This window comes from Streptomyces sp. NBC_00353, from assembly GCF_036108815.1.
Lineage (GTDB): Bacteria > Actinomycetota > Actinomycetes > Streptomycetales > Streptomycetaceae > Streptomyces.
Genome location: NZ_CP107985.1, coordinates 2,171,008 through 2,185,417, shown reverse-complemented (window position 1 = coordinate 2,185,417; position 14,410 = coordinate 2,171,008). Strand labels below are relative to the sequence as shown.

The following is a 14,410-nucleotide window of genomic DNA, read 5'->3' as shown; positions in this document are numbered from 1 at the left end:
AGCGGATGTGCTGGTGTGCCGTGGTGCGGTCTTCAGCTCTTGGGGGCGACGCGGGCGATCACTGCGAGGGGTCGGCCGGGGTGCGCTGCGGTGAACGCCGCGTACAGCGCCTCGTGATCGCGCCCGTCCACGGTCAGGGCCCACCAGCCGGCCGCCTCGAACCTGGACGCGATGCCGCCGGGCCGGCCATGGGTCGCGGAGGCGTTGTCGATCACCAGGGTGTGCAGCTGGTCGAGGCCGGCCGGACCGGCGTAGGCGATCGCCTCGTGATTACTGCCCTCGTCCAGCTCGGCGTCCCCGATCAGGACCCAGACCCGGGGACCGGTGAGCCCCTGCGCCCGCAGGCCGAGCACGCTGCCGACGGCCAGCGGCAGCCCGTGTCCCAGTGATCCGCTGCCGATCTCGGCGCCCGGGACGAGCAATCGGTCCGGGTGGTGTCCCAGCGGCGAGTCGTACCCGCCGAAACCGGGCAGCAGATCCTCGTCGAAGAAGCCGTGCGCGACGAGGACGGCGTAGTACGCCATCGGCCCGTGCCCCTTCGAGAGCAGGAACCTGTCGCGCTCAGGATCGTCCACCGTGGCCGGTGTGACGCGCAGCACGCGGTGGTACAGCACCCAGAGTGCGTCGAGGGTCGAGGTGGCCGCGGGCCCGTGTTTCTCGTCGCCCGTCATCAGGCTCATCAGGCGGTTCAGGTCGCGGTACGGGAGCGCCGGTGCGGCGGTCTTGATCGTCATGCGTCCCAGCGTTCAACCTCAAGTTTGGTCGAGGTCAAGTACCGAAAGGCGTTCGTGAGCACCGGCCCAAGTGCGGTATTGTTCTCATGCGCGTTCGGCCAGGAGAAAAGCCCAGGTCAGGCGCGCATCGGGACGTGGCGCAGCTTGGTAGCGCACTTGACTGGGGGTCAAGGGGTCGCAGGTTCAAATCCTGTCGTCCCGACAGTTCGAACGTATCGAACGTCGCAGGTGAAGGGCCGTTTTCATAACGGCCCTTTTTCTGTTCCCGGGCTCGCTCCCAGGGAGCGCACTCGCTCCAAGTTCCCTTAACGTATTGCTCCCACTCGGACCGCTGTCCACGTATTCGACTTCTTGCCCGCGCGTTCACATTCGTATCCGTTTTGTGACCGCTGGCTCCCGTCGTTCGGGGGGCTTATGGGTATGGGCTTGCGCTCTTCGTGCAGGTCACGCTCGCTCCTCGTGGGAGCGGGGCTGGGAGCGGCGTCCCCATAACCGGGGCCGACGGTATGGGGCCATGCGAAATCTTGGGCCCATGTCCGATTTCAAGGACCGGTCAGCAGTATGAGCGGGCCGGTGTTGGTCAGGTCCAGTGCCCGTTCCAGGCCGGGGAAGAACGTCCTGCTGACCCTGGGGAGAGCTTGTCCCAGTGGCCGCGGTCGGGAACACGGACGACCTCGGTCTCGGCGACGCCCGGTAGGCGGTGGTGATGCCCATGGCGAACCCGGCGCTCAGTCGGGCGTAGGTGTGACCGCAGCGCAGATGCGCCAGAACCAGCAGCGCTTGCCGTCCGGCGGACAGCCGACGCCCAGCGCGTGCCCTGTTCCCGGCGAACGTGCGGCGAGCTCACAGGCGAGGTAGCGCAGAGCCGAGGTGGACGATCGACGCCGGCTGGGCAGACAGGCACGCGGAAGCTCCTGGTGGACAGGCGATCTTGGTCGTGACCTCGTCTATCAGGAGCATCTTCACGTCCGGACGCCACTCGCCCCAACTATCCGCCATACCAGCCAGGTTGGAGCTCGCTGGCACTGTTCGGACCCAGAACGCCTATTCCTGGACCTGCCTCGGATCGATCGGAATCTCTCGTGCCGTATTCTCGGCGCGCTTCTCGGCGCTCAACTGCCGCGGCACGGTCCCGCAGCAGCGGTCGTACTGGTTCTGCCAGTCCGCCATGAACGTGTCGTAGCTGGACCGGCCGATCAGCTTCAGGTTCGACTCGTCGTTGTGCCAGACGCCGTTGCTCGTCCAGTTCGAGGACCCGACGAACACGATCCTGGAGTCGGACGCACCCGCGTAACTGCCGCTGACCATCATGTACTTGTCGTGCGTGTAGTGCAGAGCGTTGCCGTTCGCGTCGGTGCCGTGGGTGGTGTCGTGCACGTCGATATTCGGCCGGTTCTTCAGGTAGCTCTGCACGCTGTCATCTACCTGGCCGGCGGTGATGAGAATGTGGATCTTGACGCCGGTTCGTGCCAGACTCACCAGCTTCTTCGGCAGCTCCAGATAGTTCCGGTCGCCCGGCTGCCCGTGAGAGGTCCACTGGAACATGGCGATGTTGATCGTGGCCGGCGCCTTGATGTTGCTCAGGAAGTCGACCCAGGTGTCGCTTCTGTTGCGCGCCTTGGGCCACTGGTAGGAGGGCGGGGACAGTTTCCTGGCGGCCGTGGCGCTGGTGGAGTTGTAGTAGTCGGGTGCCAGCGGGCCCGGGCCGTAGATCGCCCCCCTGGCCATGGCGGTGAAGTAGCGGACGTAGGAGTTGTACAGGTCGACGTTGCCCTTGACGGTGGCGCTGCTGTTCCACGCGGTGCTGGCCTGGGCGGAGGTGGGGTTGGCGCTGCTGACGGTCACGGTCCTGTTCGCATCGAGCCCGCCGCTGAGCATGTAGTACTTCGCGTGGAGGGCGGAGCCGCCGTAGTGGGACAGGCAGCCGCCCGGGCACAGCGCGGCGAAGCTGGAGGCTCGCGGGTCGTTACCCAACTCGGTGACCATCGACTGCCAGATCGAATTGTCGCTGTGAGCGTCCATCAGCGCCTTTACGATGACGCCGCGCTGGTGCGCGGCGATAAGGGCGTTGGCGAAGTCCGGGCCCGGCTGTGCGATGCTGATCGAGTACATGGCGACGCGGATGGTCTGCCCGCAGCTGGCGCTGTTGATCGATTCGATGATCGGGCCCATGATCTTCATCTGGGCGGCGGGGTCCTCCGGGTCGTTGAAGCGCGGGCCCGGGCTGGAGGTGAACGTCCGAGACTCGCAACTGAGCGGGGGCTTGGCCTTCTTGACCGCGGCGTGCGCCGTTGTCAGCGACAGTACGGTGAAGACCAGCGCGGTGATCAACGTGAACGTTCGCTTCATGGGCGGCCTTTCGCTGGACTGTTGATGATGAAGAGTCGGGTTGCCGCCAGAGGCCGGCAGGAGCGATGCCGTCGTCAGCGGAAGCTACTACTGTTCCAACGATTGTCCCTCCTCGTCGGTGAGGGTCTGGACGTCCATCCCTGATCTTCGCAGGGAATCCCGGCCTTCAGGCCGGGCGGGAATGCGATCCTTGGCCCGGAGGCGCGGAGCGCCCTGCGTTGTCAGTGGCGCCAGCTATGTTGACCGTACTGACCGCAAAGGGGGGTGGGCCGGGTGATTCGTGCGTACAAGTTTCTGATGCGGCCCACCGCCCGGCAGTCGGTCGCGCTCGGTGAGATGCTGCGCGATCATTGCTCCCTGTACAACGGGGCGTTAGAGGAACGGCGCGATGCCTACCGTCATCCCTCGAAGACGAGCATCAGGTACGGGCAGCAGTCCGCCCAGCTCAAGGACATCCGGGCGTTCGATCCGGAGCGTCAGGGGCGTTGGTCGTTCTCCTCGCAGCAGGCCACGCTGCGCCGTCTGGACAAGGCCTTCGTCGCGTTCTTCCGCCGGGTCACAGTCGGCCAGACTCCGGGGTATCCGCGTTTTCGTGGGGTGAGCTGGTTCGACACGGTGGAGTTCCCGAAGGAGGGCGACGGGGTCCGGTGGGACTCCACCCCGCACGACCGGGTGACCCGCGTCCGCTTCCAGGGCATCGGGCATGTCAAGGTCAACCAGCACCGGCCCGTGGCCGGCAAGGTCAAGACCGTCTCGGTCAAGCGTGAGGGCCGCAAGTGGTTCGTCGTGCTGACTGCCGAACAGGACCAGCCCGAACGGCTCCCGGCAACGGGCAGCATGGTCGGCATCGACCTGGGCATCGCGAACTTCCTCGCCGACTCGGGCGGCGGGTTCGTGCCCAACCCGAGGCACGCTCGCAAGGCCGCTGTGAAGCTTCAGGCCGCGCAGCAGGCCCTGTCCCGGTTCCCGCGGCGCAAGGTGAAGAACCGCACGGCCAACCATCAGCGTGCGGTGGAGAAGGTCGCGTCCCTGCACGGCAAGGTGCGGCGCCAGCGGTTCGACCACGCGCACAAGACCGCCCTCCACCTGGTCCGTGAGCACGACTTCATCGCGCACGAAGACCTTAAGATCCGCAACATGAGCAAGGCGCCCGCACCGAGACCGGACCCCGAGGTCCCCGGCAGTTTCCTGCCCAACGGGGCCGCCGCCAAGGCCGGGCTCAACCGTTCCATTGCAGATGCTGGTTGGGGGGTGTTCCTCGCGATCCTGAATGCCAAGGCTGAGAGTGCCGGGCGGGAAGTGATGGCCGTGGACCCCCGCAACACCTCCCGGCGGTGTCCCGCATGCGGGCACACCGCGAAGGAGAACCGGCCCACACAGGCGAAGTTCCACTGCACCGCGTGCGGCCACACCGCGCACGCCGACACGGTGGGCGCCCTGAACGTTCTACGGGCCGGGCTGGTCCGTCGCAACGCCGACACGGCTTAGTGAGAAGCCCCGGCGTTCACGCCGGGGAGGAGTCACGAACAGCTGATCGACCATCACGTTCGTCGCCCACATCAGGGCGCCGGCGGCGAGCTGTGCGTCCTCCTGTGCGGTGCCCTCGTAGTCGCCGAAACTCTCCTCGTCCTCTTCGGTGACCACACCGAACATGCCCGGCGCGAAGGCCTTGAGACCGGCGGCAAGGGACAGCATCTGGCGGCGGATCTTCGCGGCATCCGCCGCCGGCTCCGCCTCGCTCGGCGCGGACGGGTGGGGAGTCCGGGCCAGGTAGGCGCGTCGCGCGGAGGGATCAGCGGGCGGGGTGTCCGCGCCTGTGGCGGCGTCCAGGCTTTCCTGGGTGAGATCCGGGTGGAGCGGCACCTCGCACCTCCCGACAATCCACTCGGAAGCGATTCCGTACGTTCCAGGATCTCTTCAACGAGGGCACGGATTGCCTCCTCGGCGGTCTCCAGGGTCGGGGCGTGCGCGAAGACCTTCAACAGCGCGCCACCGGGACGGACGGCGACGATGGTGTCGATGACCTCCACCTCCATCCCGTCCTCGGACTCGACCCCCTCAACGAGTCGAAACCTTGCTCCAGCAGCGCGACGGCCCCGACCCGCTGCAACTCGTCCATCTCCGGGGTGCCACCGGCGGTCTGGGCATCCACCGTCACGACATACATCACCTCGCCAGCTTTGCAGGACAAAGCCTGCCGAGGGGGCGATTGTCCGGAACAACTGCCCTGTGGTGCCGCCCGTGGGGCGGGGGCAGGGCAGTTTCCGCCGGGTCCCGCTGAACGTGATGCCGTGATGCCTCAGGAGGTCATCATGTCGCGCACCAGCGGCGCCACCTGGGTGCCGAAGAGCTCGATGGTGGTCATCAGTTCCTTGTGCGGCAGACCGTTCATCCCGTACTTCAGGTCGAAACGGCTCGCGCCCAGTGTCCGGAGCGTGGTGGCGATCTTCCGTGCCACGGTTTCGGGCGACCCGACGTACAAGGCTCCATCGGGGCCGACGTCGTGCCTGAAGTGCTCGAACGTCGGCGCGCGGAAACCGCGTTGGCGTGCCACCATCCGCATCGTGTTCTCGTAGTACGGCCAGAACTCATCCACCGCCTGCTCGTCCGTCGCAGCCACGTGGCCGGGAGAGTGGACACCGACGGGCCGGGCCGGCTGACCGAGCTTGTCGAGGGCCTCACGGAAGAGATCGGCGAACGGAGCGAACCGGGCCGTCGGGCCACCGATGATCGCGAGCATCAGCGAGAAGCCGTGCCGAGCCGTGCGGACCACCGACTCGGGGCTGCCGCCGACACCGAGCCAGGTCGGGATCGCGCCCGACTCGCTGTGCGGAAAGACGGACAGGCCGTCCAGGCTCGGCCGGGTGGTACCGGACCAGGAGACCGGCTTCTCTTTCAGAAGCTCGGCGAACAGGCTGACCTTCTCCTCGAAAAGACGGTCGTAATCGCTGAGTTCGTAGCCGAAGAGCGGGAAGGATTCGGTGCTCGATCCGCGGCCGAGAATCACCTCTGCACGGCCGTTGGAAACCGCGTCCAGCGTGGCGTATCGCTGGTAGACGCGGACGGGGTCGTCGGAGCTGATGACGGTGACGCCCGATCCGAGGCGGATGCGCGAGGTGCGTGAGGCGATCGCGGCGAGGACCACGTCGGCCGCCGAGAGCGGCATCCAGTCGGTGTGATGCTCCCCGATGGCGAAGTGGTCGAGGCCGACCTGGTCGGCCAGTACTCCCTCCTCCACCAGGTTCCGGATCGTCTCGGCATGCGTGAGCGGCCGACCTTGGGCGTCGTTGGTCACGTCGCCGAAGGTGTCCAATCCAAGGGTGATCGGATGCCCGTCCCCATGGGGCGCGGAACGGTTGGTCATGACAGGCTCCTTCTCCGGTGTGCTGCTCGGTCTGCGCCGTCGGTCGTTCCCGTCCTCGGACGACCGACAAGGGCGGGCCTCCGCACCCGTCAGGCACAGGTACTCGCCGCGCGGGTGCCGCCGAGGATGATGCCGATCCTGACCGGTTGACCCTTCGCCTACCCGAACGCGACAAGTTTACTTGTCTCGTCAATCATATGCTTGCGAGGTCAAGTAGAAATACCGCGTCCTTGAGCTGTCAAGAAATTGGAGGGGGATGCCGCTCGCCGACAGGACGCGAGTGCAGGCACCGCCGGGAACGCGCGGGCCCGCCGGGCGGTACTGGGTCCGTCGGCTCGCGTCGTGCTGTTTCGATCAAGGGGAGGGCTCGTGAAAGCCGAAGCTTGCGGAACGGGTCCTGTCCGGCCGGGGCCACGCGTACCGGTGCGCCGCAGGGCGGCCTGGGCGTGCGGGGGAGCGGCGTGGACGGTGCCGGACGCTGCGGGTGGACGGGGGAGTGTCCGGATCTTGATCCGGAGGGAGGGGCTGGGCCCTTCCCTCCGGCATGGCGGGTGGCATTTCCCACCCGTGGTTCTACGGCTGAGCCTCTGCCGGCGGCGGCGCGAGCAGCGTCCCGAAGGCCGTGTCGAAGAAGTCGTCGAAGTCGTCGCGCGACCGGCTGGAGCGCGCGGCGATGAGCGTGCCCTCCCATGCGTTGAGGAGGAACCGCGCCGTCTTCTCCGTGTCGAGGTCCGCTCGCACCGCGCCGGCCTGCTGTGCCTCGACGAGCACGCCGGAGATCATCGAGGCCCACTGGCCGAGCGACTCGCGGACACCGGCACGGATCGTCTCGCTGTGGTCGGCGACCTCGGTCCCGAAGTTCCCGATCAGGCAGCCCCGGGCGAATCCCGCGTCCACGGTCTCGTCGCGCAGGAACTCGAAGTGCTTGCGCAGACGCACCAGCGGTGCGATGCCGGACGCTGCCAGGTCCTCCAGCCGCCGGCTCGCGCCGTAGCGGTTCAGGGCGACGACGGCCAGTGACTCCTTGCTCTCGAAGTGGTTGTAGAACGACCCCTTGGGGGTGCCGGCGGCATCGGTGATGTCCTTGACGCCGGCGGCGTTGTACCCCTTCGAGTGGAACTGCGCGACCGCCGCGTCGACGATCTCTTCACGCATGCTTCGTCGGGCCATGATCCCACCTCCGCATCGCAATATGGTCGGTCGCCTCGGCATAGTCAAACGGCGCCTGGCGGGCGGCTCATGGGCACCCCCGGGCCGTACTCAGGCGGTCATGTCCAGTACGACCCGGAAGCGGGCCCGGCCGGACATCATCCGCTCGTACGCCTCGGGCGCCTGCGCCAGCGGCAACGTCTCCACCATCGGACGGATGCCGAAGCGGCTGCTGAAGTCGAGGTTGTCCTCGTTCTCCATGGAGGAGCCGGTGAGGCTCCCGCTGATGGTGCGCGTGCCCAGGACGAGATCCGGTGTGGAGATCGAGACGGGGTCCGGGGCGATGCCGACCACCACCATGTGCCCGCGCGGAGCCAGGCCCGGGATCAGCGGCGTCATCGAGCCGCCGCTTGCCGCGGTGGCGATGATGGCGTCGGCCCCGCCCAGCTTCTGGAGCGCGGCACCGGGGTCCTCCGCCGAGCTGTCGATGTAGTGGCTCGCGCCCAGCTCGACAGCGAGCTGCTCCTTCTCCTGACCCCGGGCGATGGCCGCGACGCGGTAGCCGAGCCGGGTGGCGTACTGGAGTCCGAGATGCCCGAGGCCTCCGATGCCCTGGATCGCGACGAGGGCGCCGGGGCGGGCGTCGAGCTGGCGCAGGGCGCTGAAGGTGGTCAGGCCGGCGCAGAGCAGCGGGGCGGCATCGACGGGGGACATGCCGTCCGGCACCCGGACCAGGCCGCTGCTGCGGGCGATGAGCACCTCCGCGTATCCGCCGTCCGTGGTCGTCCCGGTCTGGGGCTGGTTCGTGCAATTGACGAAGTCTCCGCGGCGGCAGGGCGTGCACTCGCCGCAGTGGCCGTTGAGGAAGCCGACGCCCACCCGGTCCCCGATGTGCCAGGTGTGCACACCCTCGCCGACGGCGTCGATGACACCGACGACCTCGTGGCCGGGAACGATCGGCTGCGCCGGATCGGCCCGCAGGCCCTCCACGGCAAGCACGTCGGAGTGGCAGACCCCGCAGCTCTCCACCCGCAGCCTCACGTGCCCGGCGGGCGGCGTGGGGACCTCTCGGGTGACCAGCTCGAAGTTCCGCGCCCCTGTGACTTCGATTGCGCGATAGGTGGACATGGTTCTCCTTGGCTGATGGCGGGTGCGGGCGGCTGGGCGCCGGTACCGCGGCAGTGGCGGCGCAAGCGGCGGCACGCCTTGCCCGCGGTGCTTCGGAGCGGTGCACGTGCCCGCTCCGGAATTTCAATATGGTCGGTCGTCTTAAATGTGTCAAGCGCCGCTGGGGCGGGGCCCGAGCTGCCGTCTTGCGGGCCCCGGTGTCCGGAGTCCACGGGTCCCGACGTGACGTGCGCCCTCACGGCAAGGCAATTCGTCACCTGTTTGACGGGTGACGGATTGCCATGGCAAGGTCATCACCATCCAGACGGGTGACGCTCCTGGGTGGTCCACCTGGGGCGAGCGAGAAAGGCATCAGCATGGCTGAGACGAACTACACGGCCGTTGTCACCGCGACCGGCGAGGGCCGCAACGGCGGCCGCGCCCAGTCCACCGACGGTCTGCTCGACCTCACCCTTGCCATCCCGCAGGAGATGGGCGGCGCCGGCGGAGCCACCAATCCTGAGCAGCTTCTCGCCGCGGGGTGGGCGTCCTGCTTCCTGGGTGCGGTCAAGATCACTGCTGCGAAGAGAAAGGTTTCTCTGAAGGACCTGGCCGTCGTCGCCGAGGTCACCCTGCACCACAAGCACGAGACGGGCGACTACAGCCTCAGCGCCGTTCTTCACCTGGAGCTCAGCGGGGTGGACCAGAAGACCGCGGAGGAACTCGGCGCGGGCGCCCACGAGATCTGCCCGTACTCCAAGGCGCTCGACATCCCGGTCGCCATCGAGGCCACCGTCGCCTGAGGCCGCAGCCGCCTCAGCCTTCCGGGCCGTCGAGGGCGCGGTCCTCCGCGCCCTCGACGTGCGCCGCGGCGAAGGCCGTGACGCCCTACGCACTCGCGTGACGTGCTCCAGCGCTCGATTTCCGACCGGGGGCACTGGCGCGGCGGACCTCGATGCCGGTGGCACCGTCACCGCGACCCTGGACGGGAAGACCAGCCCCCGGACTGTCTCCGGCCTGCCCAATGTCTACCGGGTGGTGAGTGGTGGTCCGCTCGACCGGGCGTCCTGCCCCTGACACTCGCCCCAGGGCTCAGTGCCTGCTCATTCATGAGCGACGGGCCACCGCTGAATTTATACTCCCGGTATAGGGAGCCGTTCTGTGAAGAACACCAGCGCAGTCGGAGAACACCGCCGCAGAGGCGGGTCCACGCGGATCCGGGGCACTGATGTGGCGGCGACCCTGTACCGCGCGCTCCGCGAGACCGTGCACCGGCTGGATGCCGTGGCGGCAGTGGTCTACCTCTTGGACGAAGACCACACCCGACTCCGGGCCGCGATGATCGGCGGCAGCCCGCCTTCCTCTTTCACACTCCCCGGGCGGATGGAGCTGGACGCGCCCTACGCCTCCGCACGTGCCCTGGCCTCAGGACGGCTGACCGTCCTGACCGATCCCGACCCGGCCGCGGCGGACCAGCAGCCGGTGCCGCCCTATCCGTACATCGCCATTTCGGCTCCTGTCATCGCCGCGAACCACCGCTTCGGCGCCATCACCGTCCTTCGGCTGGAGACCCAGGGCGGCTGCGAGGCAGCGGACTGCACAGGATTGACGGAGATCGGTGACGAGTTGGCGGTGGCCCTGACGGAACTGGCGGAGAGCGGCGTCGCGATCACACCAGGTCACATGCCGGTACTCGTGCCGGCATTCGGTGCGGATCCAGCCCTCTGCACGCCGGGCTGGGGGGTGCCCGGCGTTCCTGGCTCCGCGGGCACGAGCCTCCTGTACCCGCAGAAGCGTCTTGCCGACATGCTGAACCAGGCCACGACCATGGACCACATCGTCGGGGCAGCCCGGTACTGCGTCATGTCCCCCTTTCGCGCCCAGGGCCTGGTCCTGGCCTCGGTCGACGAGGGCCGCCTGTGGGTTCTCGGGCACAGCGGGGACTCCTCCGGCATGGTCCGGAACCTCCATGGCGCCAGGCTGGACGCCCGGACGCCGGCGGCGGAGGCGGTCCGGGGGCGTCCGCTGTTCTTCTCCGGCGGCCGGCTGTCGGCTACCGACTCCGACTGCCCCGAGGACGAGCCGGAAGCCGAGGCGTACCTCCCTCTCGTCGGAAGCAGGCACGTCATCGATCTTCCTCTCATCGAGAGCAAGAATGTCGTCGGCGTCTGCTGCCTGTCGTTCGACGCGCCCCGCGGCTTCCCGCCCGAGGAGAGGGCCATCCTGAGCATGATGGCAGGAGCCCTGGGCGCGGCGGTGGAGCGCGTCCAACTCGGCATGGAGCAGCGCGCGGTTGCCGAATGCCTCCAACGGTGGCTCCTCCCGGCCACGCTCTCCGAGCTGCCCCGACTGACCACCACAGCGCGCTATCGGCCTGCCACGGTCACTTCCCAGGTGGGCGGTGACTGGTACGACGTGATCAAACTGCCGGGTGAGAGAGTCGTGCTGGTCGTCGGTGACGTGGAAGGCCACGCCATGGCGAGCGCCGCCGTCATGGGCCAGGCGCGTAGTGCGGTGGTGGCCTACGCAACCGAGGGCCACCGCCCCGCCGCGGTGATCGACCGGACCGGCAGGCTGCTCGCCGAACTGGGTACGGAACTGCTCGTGACGTGCTGCGTCGTCGCCCTGGACACGGCAGACGGCATGGCCGAGGTGGCCTTGGCCGGTCATCCCCAGCCGCTGGTGCAACGGCCCGACGGGAGCATCGGCCCTCTGGAAGCACCTGCCAACGTGCCTCTGGGCGTCGCGACGATGGACGGCTACCGCGGGCGTGAGCACGTTCTTGACCCCGGGTCCGTCCTGATGCTGTATTCGAATGGCCTGGTCGACTGCGCCGCGACCGGCCCGGGGGCCACTCTGGAAACGCTGCTCGGCTCCGGCAGCAGCGAGGCCGGGTCCGATCTCGAGCAGTTGGCCGACCGCCTGATCGCCGAGGCGGCGGGCCCCCATCAGCGCCGCGATGACGCGGTGCTGCTCCTCGCCCGCTATGAAGGAGCCGGTGTCGAGGGTGTGACGCGGACGGGGAGTCTGCACATCCAGCGTCGCGACCTGCACGGGGTCAAGGCGGCCCGCAGTTTCGTGGAGCAGAGGTTGCGGTCCTGGGGGCTGGCGGAAATGTCGGACGACCTCGAGCTCATGGTCTCCGAGATCGTGACCAACGCGATCATCCACGCGGGCAGCGACGTCGATGTGCGGCTGCGGGCGTACACGGATCGCGTGCGGCTGGAGGTGCGGGACTCCGACAGCAACCCGCCCGTACCTTCGCCCCTGTCGCTCTCCGAGGAGGGAAACGCAGAGGCCGAGCACGGCCGTGGTCTCCTTATCGTGGAGGCCCTGGCCGGGCTGTGGAACAGCTCCCCGAACGGCCGTGGCAAGACCGTCTCTCTGGACGTGCCGATCCCGGACGCCTGAGCCATGGTGTGCCGGCCTGTGCCGCTTCGGGGTGCCTGGATCTCGTCGAGGCCGACGCCGTGAGCGGCCGGCGGCTTGCGGGCGAAGGTTCTGGGGGCCTTCTTCGGATCCTTCGAGGCGCCGAAGGTCTCCGGCGACGCGGGCCGCCGCCGAACAGTACGTCAGCGGAACAGCGAGATCGCGGCTGTCGTGAGGGGACCGGACCGGCGTTGCTGCCCGTGGAACGCGAGGACCGGAGCGGGCGTCAGAAGCCGTCGACGTCGACGACAGACGCGACGGTGACATCGAGGAGTGCAGGTGGGCAGTCCGACGCCCTGAAGGCCTGCGATACCGTAGTCAGGCCCTGGGGTGAGGAGGGGGTGCAGGCGTCCGATGTCGCCGGCCTCCTGCAGGACCACGCACAGCGGAGCCGCTGAGCAGTCCCCTCCCTCGGCAGCGCGCAGGCGAGTCGGGCGTTTTCGACGTCGGGACGGTCGTGGACGGGTTCGTCCGACAAGGCCCGGCTGACGTCCCGCCACACCACTTTCCGTTCCGGTCAGGCGGCGCCCGTGCCCCTGCTACTGCATCTGGAGTTCCGTCATGACCCACCGCACCGGCCTCATCCTCGACTTCGGCGGCGTTCTGACTACGCCTCTCCTGCCCGCCGTGCTCGCCTTCGAGCAGCGCGAGGGTCTGGCTGAAGGCGCCTGCGTCGCCGCGCTGTACCTCGATGAGGACGCAGTCCGGCGCACCCACGACCTCGAACGCGGAGCGGTCACTCAGGCGGAGTGGAACATCGCGGCAGCGAGGAAGCTCGGTGTGGCCGCCGACAATCTCATGGGCCGTATCTTCGCGGATCTGCGTCCGGAGACCACCATGATCAAGGCTGCGGCCGCCGCCCGGCGGGCCGGGGTGGCGGTGGGGATCCTGTCCAACTCCGTCGGTCTCGACCCGTGGAATCTGTACGACGGGTACGACTTGGACCAGCTGTACGACGCCGTGGTGATCTCCGAGCAACACGGGATGCGCAAGCCCGAGCCGGCCGTCTTCCAGCTCATGCTGGAGATGCTCGGCAAGCCCGCCGAGGACTGTGTCTTCGTGGACGATACCGAGCAGTACCTCGCGCCGGCAGCGGAGTTGGGGCTGGCGGGCGTCCACGCCAAGGACCCGAAAGAGACGATCGCGCAGCTGGAGGCCCTGCTCGGAGTTTCGTTGGTCTGAGGGCCCCGATGTCCTGCGCCGGCGTCGCCCGGAGCGTGCCGGACGTCGTGCACGGTGTGCCGGTCAGAGCTCGGACGCCAGCCCCTGCAGGATCTGCCCGGCGGGTTCGGCTGCGGCATGCCGGTATCCGGTGCCGGCCCACAGATTGATCCGTTCGGGATCGTCCGCGGCGGCGGCAGCTCTGCGCATCGGGCTGGTCAGGTGGTGCAGTGCGGGATAGCCGGCGGGGGCGAGGTCGGTGTAGCGGTCGGTGAAGTCGTTGCGCAGTGCCCGTGCGGGACGCCCCGTGAACGCCCGGGTCACCACGGTCCGGCGCCGTGCCGGGTCGGCGAGCGCAGCCCTGTGGGGTCGTGAGGTGCCGGCCTCGTCGGCACGCAGCAGGACGCTGCCGACCATGACAGCTGTGGCTCCGGCACGCAGTGCCCCGGCCACGTCCGCCGGGGTCGCCACTCCGCCTGCGGCGACGAGCGGCAGGGACACCGCCTGGCGCACCTCGCCCAGGAGGTCGGTCAGGGGGACGGCCGCCGGAATGTGCTGCGGGGTGAGCGTGCCGGAGTGTCCTCCTGCTGCCGAGGCCTGCACGGCCAGCAGGTCCACGCCGGCCTCCGCGGCCAGGCGGGCCTCCGCAGCCGAGGTGACCGTCTGGACGACCAGGGTCCCCGCGGCGCGCAGCGCGGCGATCACCGCTGCCTCCGGGATGCCGAAGGTGAAGCTGACGACCGGTACCGGGTCGGTCAGTAGCAGGTGGACCTTGTCCTGCCAGTTGTCGTCGTCCTCGACGATTTCGGCTGTATGGACGTCGACGCCGTAGGCCCGGGCCTCGGGTGCGACAGCGCGGGCGTAGCGCCGGAAGGCTTCCGGCTCAACCGGAACGGGGTTGGGCGCGAAGAGATTGACCCCGAAGCCCACGCCGTCGGAGCGGACCTTGGCGATCTGCCCGGCCAGGGCGTCGGCGGTTCGGTAGCCGCCCGCAAGAAACCCGAGGCTGTTCGCCCGGGCCGCCGCGGTGACCAGCGCGGGCGTGGTGGGGCCGCCGGCCATCGGTGCGGCGAGAATCGGGGTGCTCACTCCGAGAGCGGCCAGTGGCGAGATCATG

11 protein-coding genes, 1 tRNA gene and 1 pseudogene are annotated in these 14,410 nt (G+C 68.6%); 5 read left to right on the top strand and 8 right to left on the bottom strand.

From position 1 onward, the window contains the following. Positions 1-32: 32 nt before the first annotated feature. Complete coding sequence (locus OHA88_RS10305; RefSeq protein ID WP_328625229.1) at positions 33-734, bottom strand: transketolase; 702 nt, start codon at positions 732-734, stop codon at positions 33-35. Positions 735-862: 128 nt separating this feature from the next. Between OHA88_RS10305 and OHA88_RS10300 the strand changes: the two genes are divergently transcribed. Beyond that, positions 863-936: transfer RNA gene (locus tag OHA88_RS10300), tRNA-Pro, on the top strand. A gap of 488 nt (positions 937-1,424) precedes the next feature. On the opposite strand, the pseudogene OHA88_RS10295 reads toward OHA88_RS10300, so the two are convergent. Then, positions 1,425-1,638, bottom strand: a pseudogene (locus tag OHA88_RS10295) (transposase family protein); the annotation flags it as partial. 140 nt (positions 1,639-1,778) lie between these two features. Further along, the gene (locus tag OHA88_RS10290) at positions 1,779-3,083 is read right to left on the bottom strand and encodes a phospholipase D-like domain-containing protein (protein WP_328625228.1); all 1,305 of its coding nucleotides are present in this window, start codon (positions 3,081-3,083) and stop codon (positions 1,779-1,781) included. A gap of 273 nt (positions 3,084-3,356) precedes the next feature. On the opposite strand from OHA88_RS10290, the gene OHA88_RS10285 reads away from it, so the two are divergent. After that, a complete protein-coding gene (locus tag OHA88_RS10285) occupies positions 3,357-4,571 on the top strand; it encodes an RNA-guided endonuclease InsQ/TnpB family protein (protein WP_328625227.1) in 1,215 nt (404 codons plus the stop codon). On the opposite strand, the gene OHA88_RS10280 is transcribed toward OHA88_RS10285, so the two are convergent. The 4 genes from OHA88_RS10280 to OHA88_RS10265 all read right to left on the bottom strand — a co-directional run bounded on the left by OHA88_RS10280 (position 4,530) and on the right by OHA88_RS10265 (position 8,724). Beyond that, positions 4,530-4,946 carry a hypothetical protein gene (locus OHA88_RS10280; protein WP_328625226.1) on the bottom strand — a complete coding sequence of 139 codons (417 nt, stop codon included), beginning with the start codon at positions 4,944-4,946 and terminating at the stop codon, positions 4,530-4,532. The genes OHA88_RS10285 and OHA88_RS10280 overlap by 42 nt on opposite strands. Before the next feature lie 436 nt (positions 4,947-5,382). After that, positions 5,383-6,447, bottom strand: coding sequence for an LLM class flavin-dependent oxidoreductase (locus tag OHA88_RS10275; protein ID WP_328625225.1), 1,065 nt, complete (start codon positions 6,445-6,447; stop codon positions 5,383-5,385). Positions 6,448-7,020: 573 nt separating this feature from the next. Beyond that, positions 7,021-7,617, bottom strand: a complete 597-nt coding sequence (locus OHA88_RS10270; RefSeq protein ID WP_328625224.1) for a TetR/AcrR family transcriptional regulator — start codon at positions 7,615-7,617, stop codon at positions 7,021-7,023. Positions 7,618-7,707: 90 nt separating this feature from the next. Continuing rightward, positions 7,708-8,724 (bottom strand): alcohol dehydrogenase catalytic domain-containing protein, encoded by a 1,017-nt coding sequence (locus OHA88_RS10265; protein WP_328625223.1) that lies wholly within the window; start codon positions 8,722-8,724, stop codon positions 7,708-7,710. A 356-nt stretch (positions 8,725-9,080) separates the two neighbouring features. Here OHA88_RS10265 and OHA88_RS10260 point away from each other — a divergent pair, with 356 nt between their 5' ends. From OHA88_RS10260 to OHA88_RS10250, 3 genes are all read left to right on the top strand, one after another. Then, a complete protein-coding gene (locus OHA88_RS10260; protein ID WP_328625222.1) occupies positions 9,081-9,506 on the top strand; it encodes an Ohr family peroxiredoxin in 426 nt (141 codons plus the stop codon). Between the two features lie 358 nt (positions 9,507-9,864). Continuing rightward, positions 9,865-12,114 (top strand): SpoIIE family protein phosphatase, encoded by a 2,250-nt coding sequence (locus OHA88_RS10255; protein WP_328625221.1) that lies wholly within the window; start codon positions 9,865-9,867, stop codon positions 12,112-12,114. Between the two features lie 579 nt (positions 12,115-12,693). Beyond that, positions 12,694-13,314 carry an HAD-IA family hydrolase gene (locus OHA88_RS10250; protein WP_328625220.1) on the top strand — a complete coding sequence of 207 codons (621 nt, stop codon included), beginning with the start codon at positions 12,694-12,696 and terminating at the stop codon, positions 13,312-13,314. A 63-nt stretch (positions 13,315-13,377) separates the two neighbouring features. Here the strand turns inward: OHA88_RS10250 and OHA88_RS10245 are convergent, their stop codons facing one another. Then, entirely contained in the window at positions 13,378-14,409 is a 1,032-nt protein-coding gene (locus tag OHA88_RS10245; protein WP_328625219.1) for a nitronate monooxygenase, read from the bottom strand. Position 14,410 lies beyond the last annotated feature (1 nt).

Bases quoted from the DNA above. Each gene is read 5' to 3' on its own strand.
- OHA88_RS10305 (WP_328625229.1), bottom strand. From the start codon at position 734: ATGACGATCAAGACCGCCGCACCGGCGCTCCCGTACCGCGACCTGAAC.
- OHA88_RS10290 (WP_328625228.1), bottom strand. From the start codon at position 3,083: ATGAAGCGAACGTTCACGTTGATCACCGCGCTGGTCTTCACCGTACTG.
- OHA88_RS10275 (WP_328625225.1), bottom strand. From the start codon at position 6,447: ATGACCAACCGTTCCGCGCCCCATGGGGACGGGCATCCGATCACCCTT.
- OHA88_RS10270 (WP_328625224.1), bottom strand. From the start codon at position 7,617: ATGGCCCGACGAAGCATGCGTGAAGAGATCGTCGACGCGGCGGTCGCG.
- OHA88_RS10265 (WP_328625223.1), bottom strand. From the start codon at position 8,724: ATGTCCACCTATCGCGCAATCGAAGTCACAGGGGCGCGGAACTTCGAG.
- OHA88_RS10260 (WP_328625222.1), top strand. From the start codon at position 9,081: ATGGCTGAGACGAACTACACGGCCGTTGTCACCGCGACCGGCGAGGGC.
- OHA88_RS10250 (WP_328625220.1), top strand. From the start codon at position 12,694: ATGACCCACCGCACCGGCCTCATCCTCGACTTCGGCGGCGTTCTGACT.
- OHA88_RS10245 (WP_328625219.1), bottom strand. From the start codon at position 14,409: ATGATCTCGCCACTGGCCGCTCTCGGAGTGAGCACCCCGATTCTCGCC.